This is a genomic window from Kribbella turkmenica, assembly GCF_004348725.1.
Lineage (GTDB): Bacteria > Actinomycetota > Actinomycetes > Propionibacteriales > Kribbellaceae > Kribbella > Kribbella turkmenica.
This window is the reverse complement of the sequence record NZ_SMKR01000167.1, coordinates 1-16,386: the sequence shown is the minus strand read 5'-3', so window position 1 is coordinate 16,386 and position 16,386 is coordinate 1. Positions and strand designations below refer to the sequence as shown.

Genomic DNA, 16,386 nt, shown 5'->3' with positions numbered 1-16,386 from the left:
TCCCGACCGCGTTGACCGCCTCACCCGACTGCACCCCCGAGAACCCCCACCGGGTCCCGGTGCCGAGGTTGCCCGGTCCTTGCGTCAGTACGACAAGCTCCGCCGCCAGCACGTGCACAGCGGTCAGCAGCCCGGTGTGGACGGTGACAGCCTCCCGATCCCCGCCGTACGCCTGCCCAACGGTCACAGTCCCGCTCAGCCACCCGCTGTCCCGCAGAGCAGCCACGGTCCGCGAGAACGCCAGTGGCAGCGCTCCACCGTCCGTCATCACGTACACAACCCGAGTCGTCGGCCGAGCCTCGTAGACCCCCGCCAGTACGGCGGGCAGCGCCGAGTGCAGGTCCGCCACGACGACCGGCGTACCGAACAGGTCGTCCGCATCACGCAGTACGTCGTGGTCCGGTGACTCCTGCTCATCCGCACCGAGCACCATCGCCTGCAACGGCGTGTAGCGCGCTTTGACCAGGTGCCCGTGCTCGGGCGGGTCAGCAGGCAGGCGATCCGGTACAGCGACCACGAGCGCGTACCCGCCAGTCCCGAGGCCCTTGTCGAGCGCTCCGACGTTCAGCAGCACGCGGTCGCCGGCAACCGGCGTACCGACCAGGTCCGGATAGGCCAGCGCGCGCACAGACTGCGAACCGACCGTCACAGTCAGTTCGACCGCACCGGCCCAGGTCCGGCCGACCTCGCGCACCACACCGTCCCGCCAGCGAATCACACCGCGACTCTAGTAGGTCGAACCGGTGTTCGAAGATTTCGGTGCGGGAGGCGGGTTTTGGCGCTCGGAGGCCGTAAGGTGGTCGGGTGTCGGCGCGGAAGAGTGAGCGACTGCTCAACGTGGTCATCTGCCTGCTGGTCGCGCGCACCTACGTGACCAAGGAACGCATCCGCGAGGTGGTCGAGGGGTACGCGGGCCAGACCGACGACGCCTTCGAGAAGATGTTCGAGCGGGACAAGGACGAGTTGCGCGATCTCGGCATCCCGATCGAGATGGGCACGATCGACAAGTTCTTCTCCGACGAGGTCGGCTACCGGATCCGCCGGGACGTGTTCGAGCTGCCCGAGGTCCACCTCGAGCCGGACGAGGCCGCCGTCCTGGGCGTTGCCGCCCGGGTCTGGCAGCACGCCAGCCTGGCCGAGGCGACCACGTCGGCCGTGCTCAAGCTGAAGGCGGCCGGTATCCAGACCGACCAGTCCGCGCTGAGCGCGATCGAGCCGCACGTCGGCGCCTCCGAGCCGGCCTTCGACCCGCTCTGGTCGGCCGTGGTGAGCCGGACCGCCGTCCGGTTCCAGCACCTGCGCAGCGGGGCCTCCGAGCCGACCACGCGCACGCTGGAGCCGTGGGGGATCGTGTCCTGGCACGGCCGCTGGTACGTCGTCGGCCGGGACCGGGACCGGCAGGCCACCCGCATGTTCCGGCTGTCCCGGATCGGCGGGGACGTGAAGACGGTCGGCGAACCGGGCGCGTTCACCGTGCCGGAGGGCACCGACCTGCGCTCGCTGGTCTCCGAGCTGGCACCGCCGCGGCCGACGTCCGAGGCGAAGGTCCGGGCCCGCGCCGGCTCGTGCGTCAGCCTGCGCCGCCGGGCCAACGCGATCGAGCCGTACGAGGACGGCTGGGACCTCCTGCACGTCCCCTACGCCGACTCCGGCGTGCTGGCCGAGGAGATCGCGTCGTACGGCCCGGACGCCGTCGTCGAGGGCCCGGGCGACGTGCTGGACGGTGTGCTGTGGCGGCTGAGGACGGTTGCCGGAGCGTCCGCATGAGCAACGCGCGTGACCAGGTGCAGCGGCTGCTGGCGCTGGTGCCGTACCTGCGGGAGAACGACGGCGCCCGGGTGGACGACGTCGCGAAGGAGTTCGGCGTCCGGCCGAAGCAGATCATCGCGGACCTGAAGGTGCTGTGGTTCTGCGGTCTGCCCGGTGCGCAGATGGGCGATCTGATCGAGATCGACATCGAGGCGGCCGAGGGCGAAGGCGTCATCCACCTCAACAACGCGGACTACCTGGCCCGTCCGCTGCGGCTGGCCGCCGACGAGGCGCTCGCGCTGCTGACCGCGCTCCGCACGCTGCGTGAGGTGACGGCCGGGTCCGACCGGGACGCGGTCGACCGGGCGATCGCGAAGCTCGAGCGCGCGGCAGGGGAGGCCGCGGCTGCGAGCGAAGGAGCGGCGGCGCACGTGCACGTGGAGCCGGCCGATCCGGAGATCGCCGAGACGGTCAACAAGGCCCTGGCCGGAAAGCGCCGGCTGCACCTGACGTACGACGTACCGTCGCGGGACGAGACCACCGAACGCGACGTGGACCCGATGCGTCTGGTCGTCTCGGAGGGCCGGACCTACCTGGAGGCGTGGTGCCGGCTGGCCGAGGACGTCCGGCTGTTCCGCCTGGACCGGATCGCGGCCGTCGAGCTGCTCGACCTGCCCAGCCAGCCGCCGCCGGAGGCGACCCCGCGCGACCTGTCGAACGGCATGTTCCAGCCGTCCGAGCGTGACCTGCTGGCGACCCTCCGGCTCGCTCCACCGGCTCGCTGGGTGGCGGAGTACTACCCGAACGAGTCGGTCGAGGAAGGCCCGGAAGGGTCCCTGATCGTGAAGCTCCGCGTGGCCGACACCGGCTGGCTGCAGCGCCTGGTCCTCCGGCTCGGCGGCGCCGCCACGGTCCTCGATCCACCTGGCCTGACCACCCAGATCGCGGCCACAGCCCGCGAGGCGCTCTCGGCGTACGACAACTAACCGCTGCCGTCCCGGTCGTTCGAGAGGTTATCCGCTCCAGCTGCCGGTTCTCCCGTCGTTGTACGACGGGAGAACTGGCATCGCGAGGGGATATCCGGTGATGTTGTGCGGTGGTCGGGTAGATGCGCAGGGAACGCGGGGAGAGTCAGCCCTGGCTGAGCTGCTTCTCCAGCGGGGCCCTGAAGCGCGGGGTGACGCGGACGCCGGCGAGCCAGGCGGTCCAGCGGGCGGCTTCGGCCTCCACGAGTCGCACGGTCTCCCGGCCGACGTCCTCGAGGAGCTCGAAGCGGACCTCACCGGACTCGGGTTGCCCCCAGCCGCCGATGATGCGGCCGTCGGCCCACACCGTCGGGCCGACGTTCCCGGTGCTGTCGAAGAGCTTCGCCTTGTGCTCCCCGAGGTACCAGTCCCGTTCCTTCCATCCCATCGGCGTCGGGTCCAGCGCCGGCAGGAAGGACACCCACGGCTCCATCGGCACCTCAGGCGCCTCGTCACCCGGCAGCACGTACCCCACCTGGCCGTCCAGGTCCACAGCGACCGCCTCGACGGCGGTCAGCGCCTTCTTCGTCTGCCCGGCCGTCCACCCGGCCCACCACTGCAGGTCGGCCGCCGTTCCCGGTCCGAACGACGACAGCCACCCCCGCGCCAGCCTCATCCGGGCCTCGTCGGCCGTGAGCTTGTCACCCAGGCCACCCGGCAGCCAGTCCTCTGCGGGTGACCACTGGTGCTGACTGCTGAGCCACGTCCCCAGCGGGCGGCCGCGCACGATCCGGCCCTCGGCGGACAGCTGGAACAGCACCCGGCTCGTCACGTACGGCTGGGCGGCGTACGCCTTACCCTCGGCCATGCTGAGGCGGCTCCGCAGTCGTGGCTCGTCCGCGGCCAGTTCCTGCGCCGTCGCCGATCCACGCAGCGTCAGGGCGGTCGCCGTCGACTCCTCGACCGCCCGCAACCATTTCCCGGAGGCATCGGCGTCCGGCGCGATCCCGGCCTCGGTCAGGTGCTTGACCAGCAGTTTCCGCTGTTTGTCCGCGATGTCGTCTGTGCACGCTGCCTGCACGACCGGCGCGAACGTCGTCGGTACGACGAACACCGTCCGCCGCATGCCGAGCATCCGGATCAGCGTCCGGTTGTCGTACAGCGCACGCTCCGTGCCCGCCACCTCACTCCCAGGCACGCGGGCGGCCACCGACAAGTGGACGGTGGCCGGATCGGTGGCGTGCAGGGCGACCATGCTCGCGGCGGCCCCGACCGGGTCGGCCGCCTGGACGGCCGGTCCGAGCCGGTGCCGCCGCCCGATCCGTGTCCGCCGCTCCTCGACCCCGATCCGCACCATCACGTGCCGCCCCCTCGCCGTACCGACAGTTCCGTGCCTCCGCGTTCCCGGAAAGCGCGCGGGACGAGTCTGCCGGTTGACCGGCCGACCGGCAGCCCGAAGGCCGTGTCCGCCCGCGCCGGGCGCAGGACACCCGGTTTTACCATCACGTTCCGACACCGTTGTCCGCCGGGACGCCCCGCGGGGCGTGGGCGATCACCCGGAACCGGCTAGGCTCCTGGGTATGTACTGGTTCCTGCTGTTCCTCGGCGTGGTGGCGGTGTGGGCGCTCGTGCTCGCCCTGCTCGCGCGAAGGTTGTGGGGCCAGGGCAAGGCGCTGACGCGTGAGTTGGTCGCCGCCCAGTCCAGGCTGGACGCCGCGATGTCCACGGCCGGGTCTGGACAGACCCGCGAGGATGAGCGCGCTCCGGCGTAGTATTCGGCCCACGTTCTCACGCTTGAGCCACGAGTCAGAAGTTTTGTGAAAGGGAGATCGACATGGCACCGCTCATCGGCATGCCCCAGGGCGCGGAGTGGCTCATCATTCTCGCCATCGTCGTGCTGCTGTTCGGATCGGCCAAGCTGCCGGCTCTGGTGAGGCAGCTCGGCAAGTCGAAGAAGATCTGGGAGGAAGAGGTCGGTCCGAAGAAGAAGGACCCGGAGCTGACCGAGGGCACCAGCCAGCCCGCCCAGGCCCCGACGCAGCAGGCGCCGCAGGCGCAGCCGCAGGCCGCGCAGCAGCCGAACCAGGTGAACGGCCAGGCGCCGGGCGACGGCCTGCCGCCGACCCACACGGCCAACTGAGCCGAGCACACCGCCGGTGTCTTTGGTGAAGATCGGACGGCGTAGAGAGAAACCGGAACGCCGCCCGAAGGACGACGAGGGTCGGATGACCCTGCGCGAGCACGTCGTCGAGCTGCGCAACCGGTTGGTCATCAGCGTGCTCGCGATCGTGGTCGGGACCGTGGTCGGCTGGATCTTCTACAACCAGGCCTTCGACTTCCTGACCAAGCCGTTCCTGACCAGCGTCGCCGAGATGGCCAAGGACGCGGGCAACGAGAAGACCCCCCAGCTGACCTTTCCCGGCGTCGGGAACGCGCTGACCTTCCGGATCAAGATCTCGGCCCTGTTCGGGCTGATCCTCGCCGCGCCGGTCTGGCTGTACCAGCTGTGGGCGTTCATCGCCCCCGGCCTGCACCGCAACGAGCGCAAGTGGGCCTACATCTTCTCCGGGCTCGCCACCCCGCTGTTCGCCGGCGGCATCTGGGTGGCCTACTGGACGCTGCCGAAGGGCATCGAGATCCTGCTGGGCTTCACCCCGCTGGACATCCAAAACCTGGTCGAGCTGCCCGACTACCTCGACTTCGTGCTGCGCACGATGCTGGTCTTCGGCGTGGCGTTCCTGATCCCGCTGGTCGTCATCCTGCTGAACATGCTGGGCATCGTCCCCGGCGCGGCCCTGGGCAGGTTCCGGCCGTACATCGTGCTGGTGATCTTCGTCTTCGCCGCGGTCGCCACCCCGTCGGGTGACCCGTTCACGATGTGCCTGCTGGCGATCCCGATGTGCGTGCTGTTCTTCGTCGCCGAGGTGATCTCGCGGCTCAACGACCGGCGGCGGGCGCGCAAGGCCGAGGAACTGCTGGCCGACTGATGGCAGTGTCATGGCCACGCCTCCGGCGCGGCGGGTCGTGGGGCTTCGCCTCCCGGCCTTCCCTCGTCGCTCCAGCCGCCGCGCTTTCTCCGCTCCTCAGTCCAGGCCGGGAGGTCCCATGACCAGACGGATCGCGCTGGTGGTGAACCCCACCTCCGGCAAGGGCCTCGGTGCCCGGGTCGCGCCGGTCGTCCGCGGCCGGCTGGCGGCGGCCGGGCTGACCGTCGACGTGCACGCCACCACCAGCGCCGAGGACGTCGGCCGGATCTCCGCCGACGTGATCGCCTCCGGGGCCGACGCGGTCGCGCTGATCGGCGGCGACGGCACCATCCACCTCGGCGCCCAGGTACTGGCCAGGTCGGGCATGCCGTTCGGCGTGATCCCGGCCGGCACCGGCAACGACTTCGCCCGCGGCATCGGCGTACCGCTGAACGATCCGGCCGCGGCGGCTGACCTGATCGTGGCCGGCAACACCCGTGCGGTCGACCTGGCGGTGGCCAAGGACGAATTCATCACCACGGTCGTGGCCGGCGGCTTCGACTCGCTGGTGAACAAGCGCGCGAACGCGATGACGTGGCCGAAGGGCAACTCCCGCTACACGCTCGCCACCCTGGCCGAGCTGCGCACCTTCAAACCCCTCGAGTACGTCGTGACCGTCGACGACGAGGTGATCGAGACCAGGGCCATGCTGGTCGCGGTCGGCACCGGGCCGACGTACGGCGGGGGACTGCAGATCTGCGCCGGCGCAGAGATCGACGACGGCCTGCTCGACGTGACCATCATCCAGCCGGTGTCGCGGCTGACCCTGCTGCAGATGTTCCCGAAGCTGTCCAAGGGCACCCACGTCGGCCACCCGATGATCCGGGCGCTGCGCGGCCGGACCGTCCGGATCGACTCGCCGGGCATCACCGCGTACGCCGACGGCGAGCCGCTCGGCGCCCTCCCGGTGGACATCACCATCGCCCCGGGCGCGCTGACGGTCTACGCCTGAGCGGACCGCCCGGCCATCACAACCGCGCGTCGCTGTCCTGGCTAGAGCGTGGGCTGGCGCGTGATCCGCGCGTTGTGATGGCCTGGGCGTCCGGTCTCCTGGCGATCCGTCCGGAGGTCCGCCTCGGCCCGCTGCCTGAGCATCGAGAGGCTGACCGCGAGGTTCTCCAGCACTTCGGCCGGGAGGACCGAGCCGATCCAGGTCTGGAGCTCCGCCTCGACCGTGGGAGTCGCGGCCGCGAGGACGCGTTCGCCTTCCGGTGTGACCGTGACCAGGGACGAGCGCCGGTCGTCCGGGTTCGCCGTACGGCGGCAGCGGCCGGCGGCCTCGAGCCGGTCGACGGCCTTGCTGGTCGCGCCGACGGTGATCGCCATCTGGTGAGCCAGGTCGTGGACGCGCGCGGTGCCCCGGCCCGCGAGGAACCGCAGGAACTCGAACTGTCCCAGCGGCAGGTCGTGCTCCGCCTTCAGCCGGGCGTCCAGCACGTTGTAGAGCCGCGTCTCCAGCCGGACCAGGTCCGTGAACAGTGCTGTGAGATCAGTCACAGGGCAGCTCCAAGATTCCCTGGAATTAGATTCCTCGGAATGTAGTTAGCAGAAACTACATTCCTCGGAATCTATCAGCGGAGGATCATGATGTCCGAGCAACAACGCGCCACGGCGCGATCCCTGATCACCAGAGGCGACCTCACCCGGACCCCGGAGCAGCAACGCGCCGAGTTCGACGAGAACTTCGCCGGCCGGCCGCTCGGCGACGACGTCACGCTGACACTGCGCACCCTGGGCGGCGTACCGGCACTCGACGTCCATGTCGACGGCGCCGACGGGGAGGCGGTGATCTTCTACCTGCACGGCGGCGGCTACGTGATCGGGTCCGCGCGCACCGGGGCCAATCTGGCGGCAGCGCTCGCCCGCCGGACCGGTCTGCCGGCGGTGTCGCTGGAGTACCGGCTGGCGCCCGAGAATCCCTTCCCTGCGGCGCTCGACGACGCGCTGGCGGCGTACCGGGAGCTGGTGGACAGCGGGCGGCCGATCGTGATCGCGGGCGATTCCGCGGGTGGCGGGCTGGCGCTGGCCACGATGCTGGCCGCGCGGCGGGACGGCCTGCGGCTGCCGGAAGCCGCCGTCGTCTTCTCGCCGTGGACCGACCTGACACTGTCCGGCGGGAGTTACGACAGCCGCGGCGACGTCGACCCGCTGTTCAGCCGCGCGCACCTGGAAGCGTACGCCGAGCGCTATCTCGCCGGACATGACCCGAAGGACGAGTTGGTCAGTCCGCTGCTCGGTGACCTGAGCGACCTGCCGCCACTGCTGATCCAGGTCGGCTCGGCCGAGGTCCTGCTGGACGACGCGCTCCAGTTGGCGGTCCGCGCCGCGGAACAGGAGGTCGACGTGAGCCTGGATGTGGTCGCGGGCGCGCCGCACGTCTACCCGCTGATGGTGGGCGTGATGGACGAGGCCGACCAGGCGCTGGACCGCGCCGCCCGGTTTCTTGTGGGTGGTGTCGCATAGATTGGGGCCATGGGCGAGCGGAGCGAGGCCATCATCGAACACAGCGAGCTCTGCTCATGGGCAGCCCGAGCGAAGCGAGGGTGCGCATGAGCACCCCGTCCGAGGCCTACGCCTCGTTCCGCTCGGACCAGGAGCATCCCGCGGTGAGGGAGTTCCGGGGCCTCTACGACTTCGAGCTGGACGAGTTCCAGCTGCGTGCCTGCGCCGCGCTCGAGGACGGGCACCAGGTGCTGGTGGCGGCGCCGACCGGCTCCGGCAAGACGCTGGTCGGCGAGTTCGCCGTCCACCTCGCCCTGCAGCGCGGGCAGAAGTGCTTCTACACCACCCCGATCAAGGCGCTGAGCAACCAGAAGTACGCCGACCTGGTCAGCCGGTACGGCGCCGAGAAGGTCGGCCTGCTGACCGGCGACAACTCGATCAACTCCGAGGCGCCGATCGTCGTGATGACGACCGAGGTCCTGCGGAACATGCTGTACGCCGGTTCGCACACGCTGCTCGGCCTGTCGTACGTCGTGATGGACGAGGTGCACTACCTGGCCGACCGGGCCCGCGGCGCGGTCTGGGAAGAGGTGCTCATCCACCTGCCCGACTCGGTGTCGGTGGTGTCGTTGTCGGCGACCGTCAGCAACGCCGAGGAGTTCGGCGACTGGCTCGAGACGGTCCGTGGCAACACGGTCGTCGTGCTGGAGGAGAAGCGGCCGGTGCCGCTGTTCCAGCACGTGATGGTGGGCAAGCGGCTGCACGACCTGTTCGCCGGGGAGGCGCCGACCGCGCGGGTCGGCGCGCCGTCGAGATCGGGCAATCCGGCGAAGGCGAACCAGGTCGACGTCAAGGACCTGGTCAACCCGCAGCTGGTCCGGATCGCCCGCGACGACAACCGGATCTTCCGGGACGACTCGCGCAAACCACGCCGCCGCCGCGACCTGCCGAAGAACCGGCCGAGCCGGACGCACTTCACGCCGTACCGCTCCGACGTGGTGGAGGAGCTGGACGCCGGCGCGCTGCTGCCGGCGATCTACTTCATCTTCTCCCGCAAGGGCTGCGAGGACGCGATGGTGCAGTGCCTGCGGTCCGGCCTGCGGCTGACCAAACCGCACGAGCGGGACGAGATCAAGCGGGTGCTGGCCGAGCGGACCGCGGACCTGCCGGACGAGGACCTCGGCGTGCTCGGGTACCACGACTTCGCCGAGGCGCTCAGCCGCGGGATCGCGGCCCACCACGCGGGCATGCTGGCGGCCTTCAAGGAGGTCGTCGAGGAGCTGTTCGCGCGCGGCCTGATCAAGGTCGTGTTCGCCACCGAGACGCTTGCCCTGGGCATCAACATGCCCGCCCGGACGGTCGTCCTGGAGAAGCTCAGCAAGTGGAACGGCGAGGCGCACGTCGACATCACGCCGGGGGAGTACACCCAGCTCACCGGCCGGGCCGGGCGGCGGGGCATCGACGTCGAGGGCCATGCGGTCGTGCTCTGGCAGCCCGGCTTCGACCCGCGAGCCGTGGCCGGGCTGGCGTCGACCCGTACGTATCCGCTCCGCTCGTCGTTCTCCCCGTCGTACAACATGGCCGTCAACCTGGTCCGCCAGGTGGGCCGCTCGCGGGCCCGGGACATGCTCGAGCTGTCGTTCGCGCAGTTCCAGTCCGACCAGGCCGTGGTCGGGCTGGCCCGGCAGGTGCAGCGCAACACCGAGGCGCTGGAGGGGTACAAGGAGTCGATCGACTGCCACCTCGGCGACTTCCTCGAGTACGCCGACCTGCGCCGGCGGATCGGTGAGCGCGAGTCGTCCGGCTCCAGGCGGCGCAAGCTGGACCGCCGGGTCGAGGCGCAGGAGTCGATCGAGAAGCTGCGGATCGGCGACGTCATCCGGATCCCGGCCGGCCGGAGCGCGGGCTGGGCACTCGTCCTCGACCCGGGCGTGCGGTCGGAACGCGAAGGTCCGCGGCCGACCGTGCTGACGCTGGACCGCCAGGTCCGCAAGCTGTCGATGGTCGACTTCCCGACCCCGGTCGAGGCGATCAGCTCGCTGCGGATCCCGAAGAAGTTCAACCCGCGCAACCCGCAGCAACGACGCGAGCTGGCGCAGGTGCTGCGGACCCGCACCGACATGCTCGGCGAGGACGGCCCGCCGTCCCGCTCGCGCGGCCGTGACGTGGTCACGCACGCGGACGACCCGGAGCTGCAGGAGATGCGGGCGCAGTTGCGCGCGCACCCCTGCCACGGCTGCTCGGACCGCGAGGACCACGCGCGCTGGGCGGAGCGGTACTTCCGGCTCGACCGGGAGAACCGCGAGGTGCAGCGGAAGATCGAGCAGCGGACGAACACGATCGCCCGCCAGTTCGACCGGGTCTGCCAGGTGCTGGACGCGCTGCACTACCTGGACGGCGACAAGACCACCGAGGCGGGCGACCGGCTGGCGCGGATCTACACCGAGCTCGACCTGGTCGCCGCCGAGTGCCTCCGGCAAGGAGTGTTCGACGACCTGACCGTGCCCGAGCTGGCCGCGTGCCTGGCGGCCCTGGTGTACGAGGCGCGGTCGAAGGACGAGCCGACGTCGCCACGGCTGCCGCGCGGCGACGTACGGCTGGCCCTGGAGCGGATGGGGTCGATCTGGCGCGACCTGTCGGCCCTGGAGCGCGACATGCGGGTCGACTTCCTGCGGTCGATGGACCTCGGCTTCTGCTGGCCCGCGTTCCGGTGGGCGTCGGGTGCGTCGCTGGCGGAGGTGCTGTACGAGTCGGACCTGGCCGCCGGCGACTTCGTTCGTTGGGTGAAGCAACTGATCGACCTCACCGAGCAGGTCGCCGACGCCGCCGGTGACACCTTGCTGCGCACCACCGCACGGGCCGTCGTCGACCAGATCCGCCGCGGTGTGATCTCGTACGCATCGGTGGTCGACTAGAACTCGGCAAGCTCGCTGTCGCCACCGGGGCGGGCCTAGCCGCCGTTCCGACGAGACCTGGAGGACGTCCTGTACTCCAGCTAGAACATCAATGCCCGGAAGTGCGGGCTGCTGATTTGGGCCTCGCCCACCATCGCGGTCAGCACCTCCCGCAGGCTGTCGATCGCTGCGTCGCCGAACCGGCGGCGGAGCTTTCGTTCGTAGGCCTGGTGGAACTTCCGCGCGGCCTGGAGCGCGGCCTCACCCCGCGCGGTGAGATGGAGCAGGCGGGCCCGGGCGTCGGCCGGGTCCGGCCGGCGTTCGACGTACCCACGGCGTTCCATGTCGTCGACGATCTGGCTGAAGGGGGACTGCCGTGCAGGTCATTCGCGCGGACGAGGCGCCGACGTTCCGGCTGCCCGGAATCGAGTTCACCGGGCTGGCGGCGCCGAGCCGCGGTTCCGCGGGGCTGTGTACGTGGAAGCTCACGGTCGAGTCCGGCGCCGGCGGCGGTGAGCCGCACACACTCGACCGGGACGAGGTGTTCATGGTGCTGAGCGGTTCCGTCCAGGTCACGCCCGACGGCGACAAGCTCGGCCCCGGCGACGCCGCTGTCGTACCGGCGGGCGAGCCGGTCCGGCTGACCAACCTCGGTGCGGGCACGGCCGAGCTGTACGTCGCCATCACCGCCGGCTTCACCGGGACGATGGCCGACGGGACGACGATCCGGCCGCCCTGGGCCGTCTAGCACCGCCGGATCGGTGTCGTCGGCTCGGCCAGAGCGCTCGACGACGGCCCCACGAGCAGCACGGCGACCGCCGCGACCGCGGCCATCATCCCGGCGACGACCTTGCATCCCCTGATGATGCACCCCCTGGGTCCCAGTAGACGCCCGAGGACGGCCGGACGCCGGCTCCGACCATAATGGCCGACAGACGTTACGTCGAAGGCGGCACCGATCGGAGGACGTGGGATGCCGGAGATCGTGAAGCGGGCGGAGCGTCCGTACGTCGCGCTGCCGGGGAAGGTCGCGATGGAGGACGGGATCGACGCGTTCGCGGACCGGACGGGCGAGGTCGTGTCCTGGCTCGCCGCGCACGAGATCGCCTCGAACGACGCCCCGGCCGGCCGGGGCGCCGGCGCCACCCACCACGGCCACCCCGACGCGACCCGCGACCTGCTGGAACGAGCGTCGGAGCGCGGCCTCGAGTGCGCGGTGAACTACGGAGCGGCTCTGTGCCGACCGTGCTCGCCGGCGTGAGCCGGCTCGACCCCGAGCGGATCCGCCACGTCGCCTCACCGCTGATCGAGCTCGGCTGCGCGCTCCACGTGCTCGCCGAGCCGCGTCACCACGACCGGGTCGAGTGGGCGGCCGACGTACGGCTGCCCGCCGTCCTGCGGGAGGAGTTGTCGCAGTGGACGTGGACGGTGCGGGCGGTCCGGGCGCGGTTCTTCGCGACCAGCGGTGCGACGGGCATGCCGCGATGGAAAGACGAGCTGGACGCACTGCGGGCCCGTGCGCCGGAGGACCTGGCGGACGAGCTGGTCAGGCCGCTCCGGGGTCGTCCGCTGAGCAGCCGGACCACGGACGCGGATGCCGTCCGCCACTGGGCGCGAAGTCGGGGGCGTGCCGTCGCGGAGCTGGTCGAGGGGTTGCTGACCGACCCGGCCGAGCATGTACGGCGCTTCCTCTCATTGCTGGAAGCTTGCTGGGAGACGTGGTTCCGGGACGTGTGGGAGGAGTCGCGGGACGGGCTTGCGGCTCGCGGGCGGCAGGACCGTGACCTGGCGGTGCGTGACGGGGTGGGGGCGATGCTGCGGTCGCTGGACAGCTCGGTCGACGTACGCGACCAGGACAGCGTGCTCGTGCAGAAGGTGCAGAACAAGCGGATCGACCTGGCGGCGCGCGGGTTGCTGCTTGTCCCCAGCAACTACACCGCGCCGCATCTCTTCCTTGGCGAGATCCCTGGGTCGCCGCTGACGGTCATCTATCCCGCCGGCGGTCGCGGGGACGCCGTACCGACGGCTCAACAGGTCCGCGCCCGGCTCGAGGTCCTGGGTGCGCCTGACCGCCTCCAGGTCTGCCGCGCCGTCGCCAGCGAACCCCGGACCGCCGGCGAGATCGCCGCCCTGTGGGGACTCCACCCCACCCAGGTCACCCGCCACCTGCGAGCACTCACGCGGGCAGGCCTGGTAACCGCCGAACGCCAAGGCCGCTTCGTCGCCTACCGCCTCGACGAAACCGCCCTCCGTTCACTGGGCACCGACCTCCTCAACCTGATCATGCGCTGACGCGAGGGCGTGAACAGGAACTGGGGCGTCGGCACAAGGTATTCCTTGTGTGAACCCCCCAAACGTTGTGCCGACCCCCGCGACAGCACGGGCTACCATCGCGCACCATGCACTCCTCCCACATCGCGCAGCCTGCAGATCTCGACGTCGTCCGGGACTCCTACGACCGGGTCGCCGACGCCTACGTCGAGCTGAATCTCGGGGACATCACCACCTACCCGTGGTTGCGCACGGCAATCGACGGGTTCGCGGGTGCCGTCAAGGGTCTCGGCCCGGTGCTCGACGTCGGATGTGGGCCGGGAGACCTCACCGCCTATCTCGCCGGGCGTGGGCTCGACGTCTCCGGTGTCGACCTCTCACCCCGGATGATCGAGCACGCCACGCGGCGCCACCCCGGCCACCGCTTCTCCGTAGCCTCGGCGACCGAGCTGCAGCCGGCGGACTCCTCGCTCGGCGGGATCGCTGCGTGGTGGTCGCTGTTCAACCTGCCCCGGCACATCCTCCCCGAGGTGCTCGGCTCCTTCGCCCGAGCCCTGGTTCCAGGCGGCCACCTGATCATCGGCACGCACATGGGCGACGGCGAGATCCACCGCACCGAGGCGTACGGCGCTATCCCGGTCACCTGGACGACTTACCTCTGGCAGCCCGCGGAGCTCTGGGCACTGCTGGCTGCGGCGGGTCTCGGCGAAGTGGCTGAGCTCCGACTGCACGAGAGCGTCGCCGGCATCCCGTCACTCGTCCTCGTCGCCCGGCGACCGGACCACGGAACACGCGTCAGCTGACGGATCCCGTCAATCCAACGGGCGACCCGCCGCAGGGGTAGTTGAGTGAGCAGTTGTGACTGCCGCTTCACCGCCCGCAGTACGGCGCCTCGTCCTCGCGACCCTGGTCAACACCCCCGGCAACGGCCTCTATTTCGCGGTCGGCGCCCTCTACCTGACCCGAGCGGCCGGCACGCTGGTTGATCGCCGTGCTCCTGGTGCTGAACTCCGTCGCCGTCGGCCTCCTGCTCCTCACCGCCCTCGTCTTTCTCACCGCCGGCACTCTCGTCCCGGTAGCCGTCCGCCGCCACCAGACGTGGACGGTGGAATCAGGCGGCCAGCGGCTGGAGCAGGTCGCGTAGGGTTCGGGCGGCGGTGAAGCCGGCTCGGTTGGCGCCGATGGTGCTGGCGGAGGGTCCGTAGCCGACGAGGTGGATGCCGGGCTCGAGGACGGTCCGGGTGCCGTCCATGCGGATGCCGCCGGAGGGTTCGCGCAGGTGGAGCGGCGCCAGGTGGGCGAGGTCGGCGCGGAAGCCGGTGGCCCAGAGAATGGTGTCGACGGGCAGGGTACGGCCGTCGGGCCACTCGACGCCGGTCGCAACGATGCGGGAGAACATCGGCTCGCGGGTGTACACGCCCCGCTCCCACGCCGCCTGCTCCTGTTCGCGCAGGTGCAGTCCGGTCACGCTCACGACGCTGCGCGGTGGCAGTCCGGCGCGCACCCGTTCCTCCACCTTGGCGACCACACGACGCCCGTACTCCGGGTTGAAGTCCTCGCCCGTCCGCCACTCCGGCGGCCGCCGGGTCACCCAGGTCGTGGTCGCGACCTCGGAGATCTCCGCCAGCAACTGGACGGCCGACGCGCCTCCACCGACGACCAGCACGTGCTGACCGGCGAACTCGGACGCACCCCGGTAGTCGGCCGTGTGCACCTGCCGACCGTGAAACGTCTCGATCCCCTGGTACCAAGGGACGAACGGCCGGTTCCACGTCCCGGTCGCATTCACCACCGCCTCGGTCAGGTGGGTCTCGCCCGAGGTCCGCACCTCGAACAGCCCGTCCGCCCGCCGCACGCTCTCCACGGTCACCGGCCGCAGCACCGGCAGGGAGAACCGCTTCTCGTAGTCCGCGAAGTACGCCCGCACGAACTCGTTCGCCCGGTCCGCGTCGGCACTCGGCGGCACCGGCACGCCCGGCAGGTTCGCGATCCCGTGGACGTCGCGCATCGTCAGCGAGTCCCACCGGTGCTGCCACGCCCCGCCCGGCGCCGGATTCCGGTCCAGTACGACGACCTCGTCGTACGGCGCGAATCCGAAGCGCACCAGATGGTAGGCAGCCGACAGTCCGGCCTGTCCGGCACCGATCACGACAACCTTCACACACAAGGCAACAGCCCGGACTCCCTGGCTCTTCCCGCTACCGTGAGCTCATGGATCTGACCGCGGCGTACGGCTACCGGATGGACTGGATCGTCAGTTTCGTCGCGGTCGCCCGGCACGGCGGGTTCTCCGCGGCCGGCAAGGCCGTCTTCCGCGGTCAGTCCCGGATCAGTGAGCACGTCGCCGACCTCGAGCGGACCCTCGGCGTCCAGCTCTTCGACCGCACCGCCCACCCGGCCCGGCTCACCCCGGAAGGACGTGCGCTGCTCCCGCGAGCGGAGGAGATCCTACGTCTCGTCCACAGCCTGTCCGCCGGAGGAGAGGTCCGCTTCGGCGCCTACCCGAGCGCCGCCGCGTGGCTCGTCCCCCAAGTCGTCAGGCGCCTCCCGGACAACGTCAGGCTCATCCTCGTGGAAGGTGCCAGTGTCGACCTGGAGAGCGGCCTGATCCAGGGTGACCTCGACCTCGCGATCCGCCCGGTGCACCCGCTCGTCACCGACGAGTCGCTCACCCACGAGGTGCTCTGGCGTGAGCCGCTGACCGCGGTGTTCCCGGACAAGCACCCGCTGGCGGGCAGCCAGGCTGTCAGTCTCGGGCAACTCGCCGAGCTGCCGCTGATCTCGATCGGCGAGAGCGACGGGCCGCGGCAGTTCGAGTCGCACCTGGCCTTCGCGTCCAGGGGGCTCAACCCGGAATCGGCGTTCCGCACCAACCAGCCGCAGACGCTGCTCTCGCTGGTCCGGCACGGCCTCGGCGTGGGCGTCACCAACGAGCTCGCGGTCACGACCGCCAACCTCGACGGAGTGACGCTGGTCCCGATCCAGGACGCCGGCGTGGACCGTCAGGTCGGCCTGTTCACCCGGCGGGACCGCCCGCCC

Annotated in this window: 19 protein-coding genes; 13 read left to right on the top strand and 6 right to left on the bottom strand. The window is 70.7% G+C overall.

The window, feature by feature from the left end:
• The coding region (locus E1218_RS29155) for a DUF3866 family protein (protein ID WP_132325995.1) at positions 1-718 on the bottom strand (718 nt) is incomplete at its 3' end.
• Between the two features lie 86 nt (positions 719-804).
• Here E1218_RS29155 and E1218_RS29150 point away from each other — a divergent pair.
• Both E1218_RS29150 and E1218_RS29145 read left to right on the top strand, forming a co-directional pair.
• On the top strand, positions 805-1,767 hold the full coding sequence (locus E1218_RS29150; protein WP_132325993.1) for a helix-turn-helix transcriptional regulator: 963 nt from the start codon (positions 805-807) through the stop codon (positions 1,765-1,767).
• Positions 1,764-2,735 (top strand): helix-turn-helix transcriptional regulator, encoded by a 972-nt coding sequence (locus E1218_RS29145; RefSeq protein WP_132325991.1) that lies wholly within the window; start codon positions 1,764-1,766, stop codon positions 2,733-2,735. Before E1218_RS29150 ends, E1218_RS29145 begins: the two co-directional genes overlap by 4 nt.
• A gap of 145 nt (positions 2,736-2,880) precedes the next feature.
• Here E1218_RS29145 and E1218_RS29140 read toward each other — a convergent pair whose 3' ends face one another.
• Positions 2,881-4,071, bottom strand: a complete 1,191-nt coding sequence (locus tag E1218_RS29140) for a winged helix DNA-binding domain-containing protein (RefSeq protein WP_132325989.1) — start codon at positions 4,069-4,071, stop codon at positions 2,881-2,883.
• A 223-nt stretch (positions 4,072-4,294) separates the two neighbouring features.
• On the opposite strand from E1218_RS29140, the gene E1218_RS29135 reads away from it, so the two are divergent.
• The 4 genes from E1218_RS29135 (at position 4,295) to E1218_RS29120 (ending at position 6,692) form a co-directional block, all read left to right on the top strand.
• A complete protein-coding gene (locus tag E1218_RS29135; protein WP_132325988.1) occupies positions 4,295-4,486 on the top strand; it encodes a hypothetical protein in 192 nt (63 codons plus the stop codon).
• Positions 4,487-4,548: 62 nt separating this feature from the next.
• A complete protein-coding gene (locus tag E1218_RS29130) occupies positions 4,549-4,854 on the top strand; it encodes a twin-arginine translocase TatA/TatE family subunit (protein WP_132325986.1) in 306 nt (101 codons plus the stop codon).
• Between the two features lie 85 nt (positions 4,855-4,939).
• The gene (gene tatC / locus E1218_RS29125; protein ID WP_132325985.1) at positions 4,940-5,701 is read left to right on the top strand and encodes a twin-arginine translocase subunit TatC; all 762 of its coding nucleotides are present in this window, start codon (positions 4,940-4,942) and stop codon (positions 5,699-5,701) included.
• Between the two features lie 118 nt (positions 5,702-5,819).
• The gene (locus E1218_RS29120; protein ID WP_132325983.1) at positions 5,820-6,692 is read left to right on the top strand and encodes a diacylglycerol/lipid kinase family protein; all 873 of its coding nucleotides are present in this window, start codon (positions 5,820-5,822) and stop codon (positions 6,690-6,692) included.
• Between the two features lie 41 nt (positions 6,693-6,733).
• Here E1218_RS29120 and E1218_RS29115 read toward each other — a convergent pair whose 3' ends face one another.
• Positions 6,734-7,237 carry a MarR family winged helix-turn-helix transcriptional regulator gene (locus tag E1218_RS29115; protein ID WP_132325981.1) on the bottom strand — a complete coding sequence of 168 codons (504 nt, stop codon included), beginning with the start codon at positions 7,235-7,237 and terminating at the stop codon, positions 6,734-6,736.
• Between the two features lie 90 nt (positions 7,238-7,327).
• Between E1218_RS29115 and E1218_RS29110 the strand changes: the two genes are divergently transcribed.
• Together E1218_RS29110 and E1218_RS29105 are read left to right on the top strand one after the other, a co-directional pair.
• Positions 7,328-8,203 carry an alpha/beta hydrolase gene (locus tag E1218_RS29110; RefSeq protein ID WP_132325979.1) on the top strand — a complete coding sequence of 292 codons (876 nt, stop codon included), beginning with the start codon at positions 7,328-7,330 and terminating at the stop codon, positions 8,201-8,203.
• Between the two features lie 86 nt (positions 8,204-8,289).
• Positions 8,290-11,097: a DEAD/DEAH box helicase gene (locus E1218_RS29105; RefSeq protein WP_132325977.1), complete on the top strand. Its 2,808-nt coding sequence runs from the start codon at positions 8,290-8,292 to the stop codon at positions 11,095-11,097.
• An 80-nt stretch (positions 11,098-11,177) separates the two neighbouring features.
• Here the strand turns inward: E1218_RS29105 and E1218_RS29100 are convergent, their stop codons facing one another.
• Positions 11,178-11,432, bottom strand: a complete 255-nt coding sequence (locus tag E1218_RS29100; protein ID WP_325052867.1) for a MarR family winged helix-turn-helix transcriptional regulator — start codon at positions 11,430-11,432, stop codon at positions 11,178-11,180.
• A gap of 20 nt (positions 11,433-11,452) precedes the next feature.
• On the opposite strand from E1218_RS29100, the gene E1218_RS29095 reads away from it, so the two are divergent.
• The 4 genes from E1218_RS29095 to E1218_RS29080 all read left to right on the top strand — a co-directional run bounded on the left by E1218_RS29095 (position 11,453) and on the right by E1218_RS29080 (position 14,150).
• Positions 11,453-11,824, top strand: a complete 372-nt coding sequence (locus tag E1218_RS29095) for a cupin domain-containing protein (RefSeq protein ID WP_132325973.1) — start codon at positions 11,453-11,455, stop codon at positions 11,822-11,824.
• Positions 11,825-12,049: 225 nt separating this feature from the next.
• Positions 12,050-12,337, top strand: a complete 288-nt coding sequence (locus tag E1218_RS29090) for a hypothetical protein (protein ID WP_132325971.1) — start codon at positions 12,050-12,052, stop codon at positions 12,335-12,337.
• Positions 12,313-13,368 (top strand): ArsR/SmtB family transcription factor, encoded by a 1,056-nt coding sequence (locus tag E1218_RS29085; RefSeq protein ID WP_132325969.1) that lies wholly within the window; start codon positions 12,313-12,315, stop codon positions 13,366-13,368. The genes E1218_RS29090 and E1218_RS29085 overlap by 25 nt, the downstream gene beginning before the upstream one ends.
• A 107-nt stretch (positions 13,369-13,475) precedes the next feature.
• A complete protein-coding gene (locus tag E1218_RS29080; protein ID WP_132325967.1) occupies positions 13,476-14,150 on the top strand; it encodes a class I SAM-dependent methyltransferase in 675 nt (224 codons plus the stop codon).
• Between the two features lie 67 nt (positions 14,151-14,217).
• On the opposite strand, the gene E1218_RS36275 is transcribed toward E1218_RS29080, so the two are convergent.
• Both E1218_RS36275 and E1218_RS29070 read right to left on the bottom strand, forming a co-directional pair.
• A complete protein-coding gene (locus E1218_RS36275) occupies positions 14,218-14,403 on the bottom strand; it encodes a hypothetical protein (protein WP_165949465.1) in 186 nt (61 codons plus the stop codon).
• A 55-nt stretch (positions 14,404-14,458) separates the two neighbouring features.
• Complete coding sequence (locus tag E1218_RS29070; RefSeq protein WP_233712549.1) at positions 14,459-15,496, bottom strand: NAD(P)-binding domain-containing protein; 1,038 nt, start codon at positions 15,494-15,496, stop codon at positions 14,459-14,461.
• A gap of 62 nt (positions 15,497-15,558) precedes the next feature.
• Here E1218_RS29070 and E1218_RS29065 point away from each other — a divergent pair.
• Positions 15,559-16,386 (top strand): LysR family transcriptional regulator (locus tag E1218_RS29065; RefSeq protein WP_132325961.1); only part of this gene is annotated, 828 nt, incomplete at its 3' end.